Raw genomic sequence first — 17,724 nt, 5'->3', positions numbered from 1 at the left:
ATGGCAGCAACAAGCAATGCTTCCGCCGGCCCGCCTCTGCAGCTGCTGCGCCTGTCCAGCGCCGGCGAGCAGCTGACGGTCGGCATCGAAGGCGTGCGCGAGATCCTTGAGGTCGGCCGCATGACGGCCATGCCGCAAACGCCGGACTTCGTTCACGGTGTGATGAATCTGCGCGGCTCGGTCGTGCCGGTGATCGATCTCAGCGCCCGCTTCGGCAGCGGCCGCACCGTGCTGGGCCGGCGCAGCGCCATCGTGGTCGTCGAGACCAGCAACAACGAGCAGCATGAGCGCCTGATTGCCGGACTGCTGGTCGACGCCGTCTACGAGGTCGTCAATGTGGGCAGTGAGGCCGTCGAGCCGGTGCCCAGCCTCGGTGTGGCGATACCGACCGACTTCCTGTCCGGCATGGTCAATCTCGGCGGCAAGTACGCGCCCCTGCTCAATCTCAATCTGCTGCTGGCGCCCGACCGCCTGGCACAGCTGATTGGCGATCACCAGCCCTGAAACCGCCAGCAAGGCAGACCATGGCCAGTCTCAGTGATTCCTCCTTCGCCGCGATCAGCGAGTACTTTCATCGCGTCTCCGGCATCCGGCTGACCGCGTCCAAGCGCGCCCTAGTACTCAGCCGGCTGCAGCGGCTGGCGCTGGACCAGGGCATCGGCGACCTTGACGAATTCGTTCGCCTGCTGGTCAAGGGCCAGCTGCCCGCCGGGCTGCAGGTCAGCGTGGTCGACAAGCTGACCACCAACGAGACCTACTTCTTCCGCGAGCCGGCCCATTTCGAGGACCTGCGCCGCCGCATCGCCGAGCGCCAGGGCAGTGAGGAATTCCGCATCTGGAGCGCTGCCTCCTCGTCCGGCGAAGAGGCTTACAGCATCGCCATGGTGCTGGCCGACAAGCTTGGCAGCGCGGCCTGGCGCATCCACGGCACCGATCTGTCCACCGCGGTTGTCGAGTCGGCGCGTCAGGGCCTGTACTCGCTGGAGCGGGCGCGCAATGTGCCGGAGAGCTATCTGAAGCGCTTCTGCCTGCGCGGCGAAGGCCCTTACGAAGGCCAGTTGCTGATTGACCGCAGCCTGCGCGAGCGGGTCGAGTTCCAGTGCGCCAATCTGATGAAGGAGCTGCCGGCCTTGCCGATGTTCGACGTGATCTTTCTACGCAATGTGCTGATCTATTTCGAGAATGGGCCCAAGGCCGATATCGTGCGCCGCGTGATCGGCAGGCTCAAGCCCGAAGGCGTGCTCTACACCGGCCATGCCGAATCGCTGGCCGGCCTGAACCTGCCCCTGGTCTCGCGCGCACCGGCCGTCTACCAACATGCATAAGTCGGCGACCCTGCCCTCGGCCACGATAGGCTGGAAGGCAGCCGCCGGGCCCATGCTGACGCTGATGCCCGGCCAGCTGCACTTTGGCAAGAACATCATCCTGAAGACGCTGCTGGGCTCCTGCGTGGCGCTGACGCTGTGGCACCCGCACAAGCACATTGGCGGCATGTGCCACTACCTGCTGCCCTGCCGCACGCGCCGCCCCGGCGAGCCGCTGGACGGTCGCTTCGGCGACGAGGCGGTCGAGACCCTGGTCAACGCGCTGGAACGCGCCGGCACCCAATCGAAGGACTACATCGTTCATCTCTATGGTGGCGCCGACACCATGCCCGATGGCATGAACCTCAAGTTCAACGTCGGCGAGCGCAATATCGAGCAGGCCTGGCAGCTGATCGACAAGCATGGCTTCCAGCTCGATGGCGTCGATGTCGGCGACTATGTGCCGCGCTCGGTGAGCCTGGAGCTGCCCAGCGGCCTGGTACAGATCAAGCGCGGCGGCACGCCGCCGGCAGGAGTGAAGAAACCATGAGCGGGCCTCCCATGAGCCGGCCCACGAGCCAGCCCATACGCGTCGCGCTGATCGACGATTCCGCTGTCGTGCGCAAGCATCTGGCCGATCTCCTGACCAAGGCCGGCATCGAAGTCCCCATCACCGCCAGCGATCCGCTGTTCGCCTGGCCCAAGCTGCAGGCCGACTGGCCCGATGTGATCGTGCTCGATGTCGAGATGCCGCGGATGGATGGCATCAGCTTCCTGCGTCGGCTGATGAGCGAGCACCCGCTGCCGGTGGTGATGTGCTCGACCCTGACCGAAGCCGGCTGTGAAACCACGCTGCAGGCGCTGGCGGCGGGCGCGGTCAGCTTCGTCACCAAGCCCAAGCTGGGCCTGCGCGATTTTCTGGAAGACAGCAGCAATGGCCTGGTGGCGGCCGTGCGTGCGGCGGCACGCGCCAATGTGCGCGCCCTGGTGCCGGCGGCGCCCACAGCGCCCTTGGCCGGCGGTGCCGGCGGCGCCAGCTCGGCCGCTGCAGCCGCACCGACCACCGCCACCGCGATGGCGGTGACCACCGAGCGAGTCATCGCACTGGGCAGCTCCACCGGCGGCGTGCAGGTAATGGAACAGCTGCTGCCGCGGCTGCCGCGCACGATGCCGGGCATGGTGCTGGTCCAGCACATGCCGGAGCGCTTTACCAATGCCTTTGCCAGCCGCTTGAACGGCTTGTGCGAGCTGGAAATCCTGGAGGCCAAGGACGGCGACCGCGTCATCAGTGGCCGCGTGCTGATCGCGCCGGGCGGCAAGCATATGCAGCTGCGCCGCAGCGGCGCGCAGTATGTGGTGGAGGTGCGCGACGGACCGCTGGTGAATCACCACAAGCCCTCGGTCGATGTGCTGTTCAAGTCGGTCGCTCAGAGCGCAGGCCGCAATGCCTTTGGCGCCATCTTCACCGGCATGGGCGACGACGGTGCGCGCGGCCTGCTGGAGATGCGCCGTGCCGGCGCGTTCACGCTGGGCCAGGATGAAGCCAGCTGTGTCGTCTACGGCATGCCGCGGGCGGCGCAGCAGCAGGGTGCCGTCGACGTCGAATTGCCGCTGTCACGGATGGCCCAGGCCTTGATAGACCTGGCCCTGCATGGGCGCAAGCCGCTATGAGGGGCGCGGCGCGGCGCCCTGTCTTGAAAGCCGGCTGTCGAACCGGCTCAGCGAATCACCTTGTTGATCACCGAGATCAGCTCCAGCGGACTGAAGGGCTTGATCAGGTATTGATCGGCGCCGGCCTGACTGCCGGCCTGCCGGTCTGCTGCGGTGCCCTTGGCGCTGAGCATCACGACCTTGGTGCGCTTGAGCGCAGCGTCGCTCTTGATGCGCTGGCAGACCTTCAGGCCATCGAGCCCGCCGGGCATCATCACGTCAAGCAGCACGAGGTCGGGCTTGAGTTTTTGCGCCAGCGCCAGGCCGGTATCACCATCGCCGGCTTCATGGATTTCATAGGACTCGAATTCCAGCGTCACGCGTATCAGCTCGCGGATTTCGTCCTGGTCTTCAACGATCAAAATCTTTTTCACGCGTCGCTCCGCAATGAACGGCCCGGCAATGGGCGGTGTGACTGCTCCCTGAGCTTTGCATCATGCCGCAAACCGGGGCCACTGCGGATGCCTTTGTCATCGTTTAGATGCCAGCACAGCATAAGTTCACGGCTGCTGCCTGGCCAACTTCAGTTCCCCGTCAACCGGCCGAATTAGTATTGCTTGCTCCCACAAAAGGTGAACTCGGACCATGAATGCACATCCGGCGCTTGCTCATGTCGCCCGCACCCATGACCGGGTAATGACGGCGATCATCGCCGCCAATGCGCTGATCGCCGCTCTGCTGTCGCAGGCCAGCGGGCAGTTGTCGCTGGGGGCCGGTGGCGGCCTGCTCGGGGCCCTGCTGGCCGGCGCCATCCTGGCCAGCGCCGGCGGGCGGCCGGCCTCCCGCCTGCTGTTGGCGGCGCTGAACGTGGCGATGGTGGCGCTGCAGCTCAAGGTGTCGCAAGGCGCACCGGCCGTGGCCGCCAATGTCTTCGTCTCGCTGTGCCTGCTGCTGCCCTACCGGGACTGGCGGCCGCTGGCGCTGAGCCTGGGCCTCTACGCGCTGCACCATCTGGTCTTCCAGGTTTTCAGCGACAAGCCCTTGTTCACCGCGCCCAGCTCAGGGCCGAATCGCATCTGGGTCTACTACCTGCTGCTGAGCATGCTGGGTGCCACGCTGGTGATGTTCGCCGCGCGCTTGGAGCGCGAAGCCAAGGAACGCTTCGAACTGGAATTCCTCGTCAATGCGATGGGTCGCGAAGGCGCGATCCGGCTGAACCTGGAAGTCGTGCGCACCGATTCGCCGGTGGGCAGCCGCTTGAAGATGGTTCAGGAACGGATGGCCAAGGCGATGCGCCGCGTTCGCGACGCGGTGTTCAGCCTGCACGGCGCGGCACAGGAGGTGGGCAGCAGCAGCGAGGAGCTGATGTCGCGCACCGACCAGACCGCCAATGGCCTGCGCGATGCGGCGATGAGCCTGGAGCAGATCAATGTGATCGTGCAGGACAGTGCCCGCGCCTCGCGCGAGGCCCGCGAGCTGTCCTCGGAGGCGATCAAATCGGCCACGCGTGGTGGCGAGGTGGTGGCCCATATGGTCAACACGATGCAGGAGATCGAACAATCCTCGCGGCGCATCACCGACATCATCTCGGTGATCGACTCGATCGCCTTCCAGACCAATATCCTGGCGCTGAACGCCGCGGTGGAAGCCGCGCGCGCCGGCGAGCAGGGGCGTGGCTTCGCCGTCGTGGCGGCCGAGGTGCGCATGCTGGCCGGGCGCTCGTCCGAGGCCGCCAAGGAAATCAAGCAGCTGATCTCGGCGTCGATGGAGACGGTCGAGCGCGGCACCCGCCAGGCCTCGGAAGCCGGTGCGGCCATGGGTGAGCTGGTCGGTTCGGTGCAACGGGTCGGCAAGGTCTACGAATCGATCACCGCCGACTCCAGCGAGCATGCCCAGGGCATCGATGTCGTGACCATGTCGGTCAAGGAGCTGGATCAGGTCACGCGGCAGAACCTGCATGTGGCCGAGCGCTCGCGCGAAATCGCCAATGAGCTGGAGCTGCAGGCGGCAGAGCTGGCCGAGGTGCTCAGCGCCTTCAGACTGGGCGACGACGCCGCCTTGCTGAGCCTGCTGGAGCAATCACGCCAGGCCTTGGCGCAGCAACGAGGTGCCGGCGCGGCCAAATCAAGCGCGACTGCCAATGAGGGCGGCGCCAGCACAGGCATCGAGTTTTTCTGAGCCCGTGGCGCCGGTGCGCAAGCCCGCGTCACACGATGAAGCAGGAGCCAACGATGATGAAGATCCTGAGCACCCCAAGGCGATGGCTGGCCGGCCTGCTCGTCGCTGGCGGCCTGCTGGCGGCGGTGCCGGCCCTGGCCGATGAGGCCGGCTACCGTTTCTCACCGGTCAACCAGGCCAATATCCAGCTGGCGGCCTCGTACTGGAATCCCATCATCAGCTATGTGTCCGAGAAGAGCGGCGTCAAGCTGAGCCTGAAGCTGGGCCGCACCTCGGCCGACACCACCGCCTTTGTGCTCGCCCAGGAAGTTGACTTCGTCTTCTCCAACCACCTGTTCAGCCCCGAGCGCGAGCAGCTCGGTTGGAAGGTTTTTGGCCGCCGGCTGACACCGGCCCTGCACAGCCAGATCATCGTGCCGGCCGACTCCCCGATTACCGAGCTGTCACAGCTGGCCGGCAAGGATGTCGCCTTTCCCGGGCCTGAGGCCTTTGTCGCCTACAAGGTCAGCTATGCGCAGCTGCTGAACAAGAAGATCGACGTGCGCGTCGTCTTTGGCGGCAATATGGACGGTGCGCTGGCCCAGCTGTTCAGCGGCAAGGTCGCCGCCGTCGGCGCCAACTCGCAGCTCGCAGAGGGCTATGCACGGCGCGAGAGCAAGAAGTACCGCGTGCTGTGGAGCTCCGAGCCCTTCCACGACCTGGCGCTGATGGTCTCCGCCCGCGTGCCGGACAAGGATGCCAAGGCCGTCGCCCAGGCCTTTGTCACCATGCACAAGGACCCCAGAGGGCTGGAGATCCTGACCCAGGCCTCACAGCTGGTAGGCCTGACGGCCGAGGCCCACTTCATCGCCTCGGACGGCAGTGAGTACGCGCCCTACCGGCGCTTCTACCAAAGCGCCCCGGCGCAGCTGCGCTGAAGCAGGCGAAAACCCACGATGCGACTGCGCGCCCTGCTCCCACAAAGCCTGGTCGCGCGGGTTTTCCTGCTCTATTCGGCAGCCATGCTGCTGTTCTTCGGCCTGGGCTTCGGCGCCTTTGTCTACTACACGGCGACCAGCAGCATCGAAGAGGCGGGCGACGAGATCAACACGATGAGCAGCATGGTCAGCCCGGCGGTTGCCGAGTCGGCCGTGATTGGCGACTACGACACCATCAAGCGGCTGATCGAACGCGCCATTGAACATCCGGCCTTGCGCGGGGGCGCCTTTATCGATCTGAAGGGTGGCCGCATCAGCGCCGAGCGTCAACAGCCGCCGGGGCTGGCCGCGCCGGCCTGGCTGCACCAGCTGGTGCTGAACCGCTTGGACGATGTCAACACCACCATCGCCGTCGGCGGCAAGGACTATGGCGTGCTGCGCTTCACGTTGTGGACCGAACGCATCGCTGCCGACATCTGGCGCCAGGCCTTGATCGCACTGTCGCTGGCGCTCTTGAGCCTGCTCAGCGGTGTGGTGCTGGTCTGGTTCCCGCTGAAGCGCTGGCTCGGCAATCTGGGCCGCATCCAGGCCTTCGGCGAGCAGATCCAGATGGCCGGCGGGCGGCTCTCCCACGTCGAGGACGTCAACGCACCGCTGGAGTTCCGCCAGACCTTCGAGATCCTCAACCGTGCCGCCGCCTCGCTGCAGGTTGAACGGGCCCAGGCGGCCGTGACCTTGGCAGCCATCGCCGACGGCGTGGCCACCACCAATAGCGAAGGCGTGGTCGTGCTGGCCAACCCGGTGCTGGCTCGCTGGCTGGGCAAGCCGGCCAGCGAGCTGCTTGGCCAGCCCATCCAACAGTTATTGCCGAATATGGTCGAGCCCGCGTTGCACGCCGAGGTGCCTCGGCTGCGCCTGGATGGCCCCGAAGGCCCGCGAGTGCTGGAGCTGAGCCGCTCGGCCATCGAGGGTGAGGACGGCGCACCGGCCGGCTGGGTGCTGGCGCTGCGCGACGTCAGCGAGCAGCACCGGCTGGAAGCGCAGCTGCGCCAGGAGCTCAGCGCACGCTCGGTGGCCATGCGTTCAATGCGCGATCTGCTGGAGGAATTCCAGCGCCGCGATGCCAGCGCCGTTGAGGGCGTTCATCTGGCCCAGGAAGCGGGCCGGCTGTCCGATATCGAGGCGCTGTCCAGCATGATTGCCAACCTGGTTCACCAGCTCGGTGCGCAGTCGGCCCAGCTCAGCGCCATCTTTGCACTCAGCCCCGATGGCTTTGTCTCCTTCGACGCCCGCGGCCAGATCGACTACATCAGCCCGGCGTTCGAGCGCTTGACGGGCATCCATGCCGAGCAGGCCCTGGGCTGGCAGGAGGCCGAACTGGGCAGGGCGCTGCGCCAGCGTTGCGCCGAGGATGGTGCCAGCTTCTCCATCGCGGCGCTGTCCGAGGGCAAGCGCAATCTGAGCCTGCAGCAGCCGCTGCCACGGGTGTTGGAATTCGCGCTGCATCGAGGCAGCGGTCAGCAGGTCAGCCAGGTGCTGCATGTGCGTGACATGACGCACCAGATCGAGGTCGACCGCATGAAGAGCGAGTTCCTGACCACGGCGGCCCACGAGCTGCGCACGCCGATGACCAGCATCTACGGCTTCACCGAACTGATGCTGCTGCGCCCGATGAGCGCCGAGCGGATGCGCGAAGGCCTGTCCAAGGTGCACAGGCAGAGCGAGGCGATGATGTCCATCCTCAACGAACTGCTCGACATCTCGCGGCTGGAGGCCCGGCGCGGCAAGGACTTCGTCTTCGAACGGCTGGATCCGCGCCCGCTGATCGAGGAGGCCGTCAGCGATTTCAAGCCACCTGAAGGCCGCGAGGCGCCGATTCTGGAACTCCGCCCGGCCGGCGAGCTGATCCATGTTGACCGCGGCAAGCTGCTGCAGGTGCTGCGCAATCTGCTCTCCAATGCCTACAAGTATTCGCCCGACGGCGGCCCGGTCTGGGTGCGCATGCGCAGCAGCGGTGAACCGGCCGCGCTGCTACAGATCGAGGTGGAAGACCGGGGCATGGGCATGGACGCCGAGCAGCTGTCCCATGTCACCGAGCGTTTCTATCGCGCCGACAAGTCCGGCCACATTCCCGGCACCGGCCTGGGCATGAGCATCGTCAAGGAAATCATCGAGCTGCTGGGCGGCAGCCTGCAACTGCGCAGCGCACTTGGCCAGGGCACGACGGTGACACTGCAGCTGCCGCTGGCGCGCGAGGCCCAGGCGCTGGCGTCTAGCGATATCGATGCCTGAGATGGCCAAGCCGCGTACCGCCAACCCCTTGCCGCGCGCCCTGCTGGATCTGGCCGGCGTGGCCATGCTGGCTTGGGCCGCGCTGCGGCTCGGCGACGAACAGCTGGCCTTGCTGGACTGGCAGCAGCGGGTGTGGTGGCAACTGGCCGCGCTGTGCGTGCCTCTGATGCTGATGGGCCTGTTCCGCGGCCGCGTGCTGACCCGCCGAGCCTGGGGGCTCAACCCTGTTGACACCCGGCGCGCCCGCGTCAGCGTGCTGCTGACGCTGGCCATCGGCCTGCTGCTCAGCGGCTATCTGGTGCGGACACAAATGGTCGAGTCCCATCGGCTTGCCCAGTCGCGCTTTGACAACCAGGTGCGGCTCTTGCGCGACGAGCTGCAACAGCGCTTTGGCAGCCTGCTGCAGGGTCTGCGCGGCATTCGCGCCTTGCACGCCAGCCGCGGCAGCCTGAGCCGCGAAGAGTTCCATCGCTACATCGATGCCCGCAATCTGCCGGTCGAGTTTCCGGGTGTGCGCGGCTTTGGTTTTGTCGAGCGGGTCGAGACAGCCGCCCTCGAAGATTTCACACGCCGCCAACGCGCCGATGGCACGCGCTTCCAGCTGCGCGGCCTGGGCAAGGGCAATGAGCACTTCATCATCCGCTATATCGAGCCACAGGATCGCAATGAGGCGGCACTGGGACTAGATCTGAGCGCCGAACCGGTGCGACGCAGCGCCGTCGAGAAGGCGGTGCGCGAGGGCCGGCCGGTGCTCAGCGGCGCGCTGACGCTGGTACAGGACGGGCAGTCGCGCCATGGCTATCTGCTGCTGCTGCCGATCTACCGCGGCGGACAGCTGCCCGATGGCGAACCCGAGCGCAGGGCGGCGCTGCAGGGTCTGGTCCACGCCCCGCTGGTCCTGGCCGAGTTGCTGGACGAGATCGAGCCGGTGCTGGCCGGTATGCTGGACTTCGAGGTCTATGACCGCGACCGCGAGGGCAAGGAGCTCTTGGTCCACGACTATGACAGCCACTCGACCATCGCCAGCGGTGGTCACGACCATCAACGTCCGAAGGCCTATCTGAAGCATATCGAGCTGCCGTTGTTGGACCGCGCGCTGACGCTGCATGTCGAGGCCACCCCAGCCTTCATGCGCGAGATCGACGACGGCCAGGCCCTGCGTACCGGGCTCGGCGGCATTGCGCTCAGCGCCTTGCTCGGCGCCGTGGTCTGGCTGATGCTGATCGGCCGCTTGCGTGCCCGCCAGCTGGCCGCCAACATCACCCGCGATCTGCAGATCAGCACCCAGCGCGCCGAAGCCGCCGTCAGCGAGAACAAGCTGCTGATGCTGAGCCTGAACCTGCATTGCCTGGTGTCCATGACCGATCGCTACGGCCGCTTCACCTACGTCAACGATGGCTTTTGCAGCGTCAGCGGCTATGGCCGTGCCGAGCTGCTGGGCCAGAGTCATCGCGTCACCAGCTCCGGTGTGCACAGCCCCGAGTTCTGGAAGGAAGTCTGGAGCACGATCAGCACCGGCAAGAGCTGGACAGGCGAAATCTGCAACCGCAGCAAGAGCGGTGTGCTGTACTGGGCCAAGACGACCATCACTCCGGCCTTGGACAGCCATGGCGAGGTCGACCGCTATGTCGCGCTGCACACGGACATCACGCAGCAACACGAGAACGAGCAGCAGCTGCAGCAGCTGAACGAACGCCTGGAACTCGCGCTGCAAGGCGGCAATAGCGGGCTGTGGGACTGGCTGGACACCCACGAAGACCGCATGTGGTGGTCGCCCCAGCTCTACCGGATGCTGGGCTACACGGCCGAGGAGCTGCCGGCCACCGTGGCCGCTTTTGACCGCCAGCTGCACCCTGACGACCAGCCGCTGGCGATGAGGGCGCTGGAGCTGGCGCTGCGCGGCCTGCGCCCCTACGACGAGGAATTCCGCCTGCGCATCAAGGATGGCAGCTACCGCTGGTTCCGCTCGCGCGCCCAGGTGTTTCGTGATGACAAGAACGAGCACCAGCGCATGGCCGGCTCCCTGCAGGACATCCACGATCTCAAGCTCAACCAGGCCGCGCTGCGTGACCAGGGCGAGCGCATGGCCGGCATCTTCGCGCTCAGCCCGGACGGCTTTGCCGCCATCGACGCCGAGCAGCGCATCAGCTACGCCAGCGCCACTTTTGTCGAGCTCTGCGGCCTGCCCGCCGAACGGCTACAGGGCATCAGCATCCAGACGCTGCTGCAGACGCTGGCCGAGCAGGGTGATGCCCAGCCGCTGCCCACGCTGGAGCGCTTGGACCAGGAGGCCTTGCAGCTGAATTTGCAACAGCCCCATCCGCGTGTGCTGCGCCTGGCCCTGCACCGCAGCGGCGAAGGTCTCGCCGGCATGCTGCAGCTGCGCGACATCACCCAGCAGTTCGAGCTCGACCGCATGAAGAGCGAGTTCCTGGCCACCGCGGCTCATGAGCTGCGTACGCCGATGGTGAGCATTTATGGCTTCGCCGAGCTGCTGCTGCACCGCGAGATGCCGCCCGATCGGCAAAAGAACTACCTGGGCAAGATCCATCGCCAGTGCAAGGCGATGATGAACGTCACCACCGAACTGCTCGACCTGGCCCGGCTGGAAGCGCGCCGCGGCGAGGACTTCGTCTATGAGCGCGTGGAGCTGCCCGCGCTGATCGATGAAACGGTGCAGGACTTCCAGGTGCCCGAGGGCCGCGAGGCGCCGGCGCTGGACTGGGACGGCGCGGCCCGCTGGCCGGTCAAGGCCGACCGCAGCAAGCTGCGCCAGGTGCTCGGCAATCTGCTCTCCAACGCCTACAAGTATTCGCCCGGCGGTGGCCCGGTGAGCATCCGTCTGCGCAGCCATTTGCACGACGGCATGGAGACGCTCAGCCTGAGCGTCAGCGACGCCGGCATGGGCATGACGCCGGAACAGCTGGCTCGGGTCACCGAGCGTTTCTACCGCGCCGATCCATCCGGGCATGTGCTGGGCTCCGGGCTGGGCATGAGCATCGTCAAGGAAATCGTCGAACTGCACCAAGGACGGCTGCAACTGCAGAGCGAGGCCGGCGTTGGCACCACGGTGACGGTGTTGCTGCCGCTGGACAACGATTGAGGGCCTACCTCAGGCCATGCGCATGAAGCGCCGCTTCAATCGCTTGAGCCGGCAGCGCAACAGCCGCTTGAGGGCGGCGGCCTGCCGCCACAGCAGGCTGGCATGCAGCCACGCCAGCAGTGCCAGCTTCCAGGCCGACCACCGCGTGTAGAGGCGAGCAAACCAGCCCAGCTGCATCAGCGCCGGCTGGATCAGCACGAACAGCCGCGCCAGCAGCGCCGTGCCCGCTACCTTGGCAAGCAAAATGACGCTGACACCCAGCAGCGCCCGGCCCTTGCCAATCATCCATAGCGCAATGATCTTGACCGGCAGTATCAGCAAGGTGGGCAAGAGCAGCAGGGCCAGCGCGCCGTAGGGCGGCAGGCGCCGTATCGCTGCCTCGACCTGGCGCAACACCGGCAGGCGGCCCAGCCAGGCCATGGCGCGCTGTAGCGGCTCCCAGCCCCATTCTTCGAAGACCAGGAGCAGCGCCAGCAGCAGCCGCGCCAGCCAGCGCAAGGGCTGCAGCAGCAAGCGAAGCAAAGACCTCAGCATCGGCCCATCATGCCTTCAGCGCTGGCCGGTGCCGAAACGCATGGTGGCCGGCTTCAGAGTCCGCGCGCTCGGTCGGCAGCGAACTGAGCGCGGAAGGCCTCGAAGCGGCCCTGGTCGAGCGCCTCGCGCACTTCCGTCATCAGGTTCAGGTAGTAGTGCAGGTTGTGGATGCTGGTGAGCATCGGGCCGAGCATTTCGCCGCAGCGGTCCAGGTGGTGCAGATAGGCGCGGCTGAACGTGCTGCAGCAGTAGCAGGTGCAGGTCTCGTCAACCGGACGCTCATCGGTCTTGAAGCGGGCGTTGCGCAGGCGCAGATCGCCGAAGCGTGTGAACAGATGGCCGTTGCGGGCATTGCGGGTGGGCATCACGCAGTCGAACATATCGATGCCCTGACGCACGCCCTCGACCAGATCCTCCGGCGTGCCCACGCCCATCAGATAACGCGGCTTGTGCGCGGGCAGCTGGTGGCCGATATGGTCGAGCACGCGCAGCATGTCTGCCTTGGGCTCGCCGACCGACAGGCCGCCGATCGCGTAGCCGGGCAGATCAAGCGCGGCCAGGCCGGCCAGCGAATGGTCACGCAGACCCTCAAACATGCCGCCCTGCACGATGCCGAACAGCGCGTTGGGATTCTGCAGCCGCGCGAACTCGTCCTGGCAGCGCTTGGCCCAGCGCAGGCTCATCTCCATCGAGGCGCGGGCTTCCTTCTCGGTGGTGATGTGGCCCTTGGTCTCGTAGGGCGTGCATTCGTCGAACTGCATCACGATGTCGGAGTTCAACACCGTCTGGATCTGCATCGAGATCTCTGGGGTCAGGAACAGCTTGTCGCCATTGACCGGCGAAGCGAACTTGACGCCCTCTTCCGAGATCTTGCGCATCTCGCCCAGGCTCCAGACCTGGAAGCCGCCGCTGTCGGTGAGGATGGGCTTGTCCCAGCTTTCAAAGCGATGCAGGCCGCCGAACTGCTTCATGATGTCCAGCCCCGGGCGCATCCACAGGTGGAAGGTGTTGCCCAGGATGATCTGGGCGCCCATCTCTTCCAGCGAGCGCGGCATCACCCCCTTCACCGTGCCGTAGGTTCCCACCGGCATGAAGATGGGCGTCTGCACGACGCCATGGTTGAGGGTGAGCGTGCCGCGACGGGCGCGGCCTTCGGTCTTGAGCAGGTCGAACTTCAGCATGATGCCTCGATTGTCGCAGCTGGCAGGGCGAACTAGACTTGTCAGCTCAGGGCGCTCAAAGACCCGTTACAACGGGCTGTCCAGGGCTTCGCCATGCGAGCGGTCCAACACTTCCGGGTCATCGTCCTGCTCCTGCAGGGCCTGCTGATGGGCGCCTCGGTCTGCCGCGCCGGCGACACGCCGCCGGCATGCGGCCCCTACAGCTTGGCCTTTTACGAATTGGGCGTGCTGTTCCAGCGTGAGCCGGACGGTCACTACAGCGGCATCGACAAAGACGTCGTCGATGAGCTGGCCCGCCGCAGCACCTGCAAGTTCGATACCGTGATCGAGTCGCGGGCGCGAATCTGGAGTCGGTTGGCCAAGCAGACGCTGGACATCAGCGTGTCCGGCATCGCGACCCCAGAGCGCGAACGGTTCGCCGAATTCATGCCCTATTTCCAGACGCGCAACTTTGCATTGATGCGTCGCGAGCTGGCCGCAGAGCTGCCTAGCATGGAGGCCTTCCTGGCCGATGGTCGGCGCCTGGTCGCCGTGGTCAAAAGCTTCAAGCACGGCCCGAGCTATGACAGCTTCCTGGCCCAGCTACGGGCCGAGAAGCGGGTTGTCGAGATGGCTGACTTCGAGGGCGTCGTGAAGGTCTGGCGGGCCGGCCGCGCCGATCTCATTCTGGTGCTGCCGACCAGCTGGGCGGCGATGCTGCGCCGCGATCCCACGCTTGAACAGGGGACCCTGCTCGACTGGGCGGCACAAGATCGGATTCCTCATGGCCTGATCGTGTCACGCTCGAACGTCAGCGACGCCGACAAGCAGCGCCTGCGCCAAGCGATGCTATCGATGCTGGCCGACGGCAGCGTCGATACCATTCTGCGCCGCCATTTGGGTGAAGCGCTGGCGCGCAGCGTGCGGCTAGAGCCAGCAAGCGGGCACTGAACTCGTGGCCGTTCGCCACAGCCGGCGACAATCGCGCCATGCCCAGCAGCCTTGCCGCCCCCGTTCACAGCGAACTGATCATCAAGAAGAGCCGCTTCATCGGCTGCGTCGAGGCCTGTGCCGACCGCGCCACGGCCCAGGCTCGGGTCCAGGCGCTGCGCGAGCAGCACGTCAACGCAGTGCATGTGTGCTGGGCACTGCTGGCCGGCGGCCAATCGGCCGCGGTCGACGACGGCGAACCCAGCGGCACCGCCGGCCGCCCGATGCTGGAGGTGCTGCGCCACCAGGACCTCGAAGGCGTGCTGGCCACCGTGGTGCGCTACTGGGGCGGCAGCAAGCTGGGCGCGGGCGGCCTGGTGCGCGCCTATACCGACGCCGTCGCCCAGGCGCTGCTGAAGGCCGAGAAGGTGCCGCTGGTGCGCCTGGCGCCGCTGCGCTGCACGCTGCCCTACGCTCTTGAGGGTTTGCTGCGCCGCGAGATCGAGCTGGCTCAGGCTCAACTGATCGAGGTTCAGCATGGCGCGCAAGTCGAATTCCAGCTTGCCCTGCCGGAGCCGGCGGCCGCCGGATTTGTAGCGCGCCTCAACGAGATGTGCCAGGGCCGTCTGGGCTGGCTGCGCCCGGTTGGGGACTGAGTTAGGCTCGCACGTCCTCCGCGCCCTTACGCTTCCTTCATGCGCCTGCGATCGGACTCCCCGCGCCCTTGCCTGCTGATGTTGGCCTTGCTGGCGCTGAGCCTTTGGCTGGGGGCGGGCATCGCCCACGCTCAGCAATCGGTGCAGCTCCGCGAGGCCCACTTCGCTGCGCCCGGCGCCGTGCAGGAGCAGTCCGTGGCACTGCCAGACACTTGGAAGCAGCGCGCCCTGTCGCCGGCGGGAAGTGGCCGTTACCGCATCAGCTTCTCGCTGCTTCAGGATCCTGTCGACAGTGAGGCGTGGGTCCTGCGTGCCGAGCGCATGAGTCGTTGGCATCGCGTCTGGCTCAACGGCGAGTTGGTCCATGCCTCGGCGGACACGCCCGAGTCCCGGCTTCATGCCTCGCCGGTGATCAGCTGGCTCGAAGTGCCCAGTCGGCTGCTGCGCGTCGGCAGCAATGAGCTGGAACTGGAGCTCTACTACCACCGCCGCGGTGGCCTGTCTGAACTTTGGCTGGGACCGGCGGCCGAATTGCGCCCGGGCTACAACTGGCTGCAGTTTCGCCAGTCCGTCTTGCCGCAATGGCTGAACATGCTGGCAGCTGGCTTTTCGCTGTTGCTTCTGCTGGTCTGGTCCGAGCGGCGGCAGGAACGCGCGCTGGGCCTTTTTGCCACGCTCAGCCTGCTGACCTCGGTGCGCAACAGCGTCTACGGCGTGACTGTACCGCCCGAGCTGATCGCTGCGCTCGACCTGTTTTACTACCTGGCTCAAGTGTCAAGTGCGTTGCTACTGCTTGGGTTTGCACTGGCCTGGAGCGAGGCCTCTTGGCCGCGCCTGCGCGTCGCAACACGCTGGCTGGCCCTGCTGCTGCTGCCCGGCAGCTTCATCGCCACCTCGCTCGGTCGACTGGAGTTCTGGCGCACCTGGACCTATCCGAGCCTGTTGCTGCTGGCCTTGCCCGCGATCTGGATGATCACGCAGCAGGCAAGACGGCTCGGTGGCTGGCGCCGCCAGACCTTGGCGGCGGCGCTGTTGCTGATGCTCGCGGCGGCGCTGCATGACTATTTGAGTGGACAGGGGCACCTGAGCATCACCAGCAGCTTCATGATGCCCTGGCTGCAACCGCTGGCCATGATGGCCTTTGGTTCGCTGCTGGTCGAGCGCCTTGTGCAGGCCCTCAGCCAGAGTGAGCGCTATCAGTCCGATCTGGAACGCGTTGTCGCCCTGCGCACCAATGAGTTGCAAGCGGCCAATCTGGCCAAGAGCCGCCTGATCGACGCGGCCAGCCACGATCTTCGCCAACCGGTGACGGCAGTCGGATTGTTGGTCGGGCTGGCACGGCTGCAAGCCCGTGACGCCGAGCAGCGCGAGGTGCTGGAGCAGGCTTCGCAAGGACTGCGCAGTCTGGAGGACCTGCTGAAGGGCCTGCTCGACTATTCAAGGCTGGAACGCGACGAGCAGGAATTGACAGTGCAGCCAATGCCCATTCAGCCGCTGTTCGACACGATCGCCTTGCATGCCGAAGCTCTGGCCCGCGCGCGCGGCTTGCGCCTACGTGTCCGGCCCAGCAAAGCCTGGGTGCGCTCGGAGCCCTTGCTGCTGGAACAGGTACTGCGCAATCTGCTCAGCAACGCGATCCAGCACACCGAGCACGGCACGGTGCTGCTGGCGCTGCGGCGTCGCGGCGAGCAGGCCTGCCTGGAAGTCCGAGACAGCGGCCCCGGTATTGCGGCCGCGGACCAGCAGCGCATCTTTGAGCCCTTTGTGCAACTGAACAATCCGGCGCGCGCGCGCGCGCTGGGCACAGGTCTGGGCCTTGCCATCGTGGCCCAAGCCTTGCGCCGACTCGGGCATCGCATCGAGCTGCACTCAGCGCCAGGTTGTGGCAGTTGCTTCCGCGTTTTGCTGCCTCTGGAAGCGTTGACCGGCCTTGCCCCTGCTCAAGTCCTTGAAACACCATCGACGCCGGCAGGCTCGCTGCATGGTCTGCAGCTTGGTTTGGTTGAAGACGATGCGGTGCTGCGTGAGGCGCTCACCCAACAACTGCAGTACTGGGGCCTGGTGGTCCATGGCTTTGCCGACGCAGAAGCGGCCCTGTCCTACCTGGACAGCGGCGGCCCGGCGCTGCAATGCTGGCTGTCAGATCATCGGCTGCCCGGCCTGGGCGGCGCCCAACTGCTCACCGAGCTGAAACGGCGCTTCCCCGCCGTGCGCGTCCTGCTGATGAGCGCCGACATGCAGGCACCGCAAGACTGGCCCGACGATTGGCCCCGGCTGGAAAAGCCGTTCAGCCCTCAGGCGTTGCGAGCGCTGCTGGCGTCGACGGACTGAGCGCCGGCTGATCGACCAGTTCCAAGCGTATGCCCAGCTTCATGGCCATGACCATGGCCTCGGCACGGCGGCCCACGCCGAGCTTGCGAAAGATCACCCCCAGATGGGTCTTCAGTGTCGATTCCGACATCTGCAGCACACGGCAAATCGACTTATTGCTCATGCCTCGCAGCAGCAATTGGAGCACCTCGTGCTGCCGTTCAGAAAACATCTCCGACGTCGACTGCGCTGACTGAGGCGCGGGGTCGGTCCAATTGCCTGGCAGCTGGATGCAGCCCTCCAGCGCGGCCGCAAAACGCGACAGCAGCAACTCTGCATCTGCCGTCTTGGGGATGAAGCCAAAGGCGCCCAGCTCAAGGCAGGCCAGCACGGTCTCGCGCCGTTCATCCGCGGTCACCACGATCACCGGCACTGCATCCAGCTGCTCGCGCAAGCGCGAGAGGGTCTGCACCCCCTGGCCGTCGGGCAGACCCAAATCGAGCAGCACCAGTGCCGGCGACCCGTGCGCTGGCAACTGCTCAAGCAATTGGCTCAGGCTGCAGTAGGTGCGGCAGTCAAGTCCGGGCCTCAATGTACGCAGCAACGCGGCCAGCCCAGCACTGACCAGTTGGTGATCGTCGACGATGGCGATTCGCATGGAACAACTATAGCCAGGGATGTCCATCGACC

Annotated in this window: 15 protein-coding genes; 11 read left to right on the top strand and 4 right to left on the bottom strand. The window is 66.1% G+C overall.

Translation table 11 applies throughout. The features are described from left to right. Genes RQP53_RS20735 through RQP53_RS20720 form a run of 4 tightly spaced genes read left to right on the top strand, consistent with a single transcriptional unit; the run spans position 1 to position 2,975 of the window. The gene (locus RQP53_RS20735; protein ID WP_315652598.1) at positions 1 to 504 is read left to right on the top strand and encodes a chemotaxis protein CheW; all 504 of its coding nucleotides are present in this window, start codon (positions 1 to 3) and stop codon (positions 502 to 504) included. A 20-nt stretch (positions 505 to 524) separates the two neighbouring features. Then, positions 525 to 1,325: a CheR family methyltransferase gene (locus tag RQP53_RS20730; protein ID WP_315652597.1), complete on the top strand. Its 801-nt coding sequence runs from the start codon at positions 525 to 527 to the stop codon at positions 1,323 to 1,325. Further along, positions 1,318 to 1,854 (top strand): chemotaxis protein CheD, encoded by a 537-nt coding sequence (locus RQP53_RS20725; RefSeq protein WP_315652596.1) that lies wholly within the window; start codon positions 1,318 to 1,320, stop codon positions 1,852 to 1,854. The genes RQP53_RS20730 and RQP53_RS20725 overlap by 8 nt, the downstream gene beginning before the upstream one ends. 11 nt (positions 1,855 to 1,865) lie before the next feature. After that, complete coding sequence (locus RQP53_RS20720) at positions 1,866 to 2,975, top strand: protein-glutamate methylesterase/protein-glutamine glutaminase (protein ID WP_315652595.1); 1,110 nt, start codon at positions 1,866 to 1,868, stop codon at positions 2,973 to 2,975. Positions 2,976 to 3,022: 47 nt separating this feature from the next. Here the strand turns inward: RQP53_RS20720 and RQP53_RS20715 are convergent, their stop codons facing one another. Further along, entirely contained in the window at positions 3,023 to 3,388 is a 366-nt protein-coding gene (locus RQP53_RS20715) for a response regulator transcription factor (protein ID WP_315652594.1), read from the bottom strand. Between the two features lie 211 nt (positions 3,389 to 3,599). Here RQP53_RS20715 and RQP53_RS20710 point away from each other — a divergent pair, with 211 nt between their 5' ends. From RQP53_RS20710 to RQP53_RS20695, 4 genes are read left to right on the top strand one after another with little or no spacing between them, the layout of a single operon-like run. Next, positions 3,600 to 5,132, top strand: a complete 1,533-nt coding sequence (locus tag RQP53_RS20710; protein WP_315652593.1) for a methyl-accepting chemotaxis protein — start codon at positions 3,600 to 3,602, stop codon at positions 5,130 to 5,132. A gap of 53 nt (positions 5,133 to 5,185) precedes the next feature. Next, entirely contained in the window at positions 5,186 to 6,049 is an 864-nt protein-coding gene (locus RQP53_RS20705; RefSeq protein ID WP_315652592.1) for a phosphate/phosphite/phosphonate ABC transporter substrate-binding protein, read from the top strand. An 18-nt stretch (positions 6,050 to 6,067) separates the two neighbouring features. After that, positions 6,068 to 8,341 (top strand): PAS domain-containing sensor histidine kinase, encoded by a 2,274-nt coding sequence (locus RQP53_RS20700; RefSeq protein WP_315652591.1) that lies wholly within the window; start codon positions 6,068 to 6,070, stop codon positions 8,339 to 8,341. Between the two features lies 1 nt (position 8,342). Then, positions 8,343 to 11,444: a CHASE domain-containing protein gene (locus RQP53_RS20695; protein ID WP_315652590.1), complete on the top strand. Its 3,102-nt coding sequence runs from the start codon at positions 8,343 to 8,345 to the stop codon at positions 11,442 to 11,444. A 9-nt stretch (positions 11,445 to 11,453) separates the two neighbouring features. Here the strand turns inward: RQP53_RS20695 and RQP53_RS20690 are convergent, their stop codons facing one another. Then, positions 11,454 to 11,978, bottom strand: a complete 525-nt coding sequence (locus tag RQP53_RS20690; protein WP_315652589.1) for a hypothetical protein — start codon at positions 11,976 to 11,978, stop codon at positions 11,454 to 11,456. 53 nt (positions 11,979 to 12,031) lie between these two features. Beyond that, positions 12,032 to 13,159, bottom strand: a complete 1,128-nt coding sequence (gene tgt, locus RQP53_RS20685; protein ID WP_315652588.1) for a tRNA guanosine(34) transglycosylase Tgt — start codon at positions 13,157 to 13,159, stop codon at positions 12,032 to 12,034. 93 nt (positions 13,160 to 13,252) lie between these two features. Here tgt and RQP53_RS20680 point away from each other — a divergent pair, with 93 nt between their 5' ends. The 3 genes from RQP53_RS20680 to RQP53_RS20670 are packed head-to-tail and all read left to right on the top strand — an operon-like array spanning position 13,253 to position 17,055. Further along, the gene (locus RQP53_RS20680) at positions 13,253 to 14,089 is read left to right on the top strand and encodes a substrate-binding periplasmic protein (protein ID WP_315652587.1); all 837 of its coding nucleotides are present in this window, start codon (positions 13,253 to 13,255) and stop codon (positions 14,087 to 14,089) included. Between the two features lie 38 nt (positions 14,090 to 14,127). Then, a complete protein-coding gene (locus RQP53_RS20675) occupies positions 14,128 to 14,724 on the top strand; it encodes an IMPACT family protein (RefSeq protein ID WP_315652586.1) in 597 nt (198 codons plus the stop codon). A gap of 39 nt (positions 14,725 to 14,763) precedes the next feature. Next, positions 14,764 to 17,055: an ATP-binding response regulator gene (locus RQP53_RS20670; RefSeq protein ID WP_315652585.1), complete on the top strand. Its 2,292-nt coding sequence runs from the start codon at positions 14,764 to 14,766 to the stop codon at positions 17,053 to 17,055. On the opposite strand, the gene RQP53_RS20665 is transcribed toward RQP53_RS20670, so the two are convergent. After that, a complete protein-coding gene (locus tag RQP53_RS20665; protein WP_315652584.1) occupies positions 17,012 to 17,692 on the bottom strand; it encodes a response regulator transcription factor in 681 nt (226 codons plus the stop codon). The genes RQP53_RS20670 and RQP53_RS20665 overlap by 44 nt on opposite strands. Positions 17,693 to 17,724: the final 32 nt, after the last annotated feature.

Origin of the sequence: Roseateles aquae (assembly GCF_032337115.1) — a bacterium.
GTDB lineage: Bacteria > Pseudomonadota > Gammaproteobacteria > Burkholderiales > Burkholderiaceae_C > Roseateles_C > Roseateles_C aquae.
Note: the sequence above shows the minus strand (reverse complement) of the source record. Positions and strands in the feature narration are given on the sequence as shown.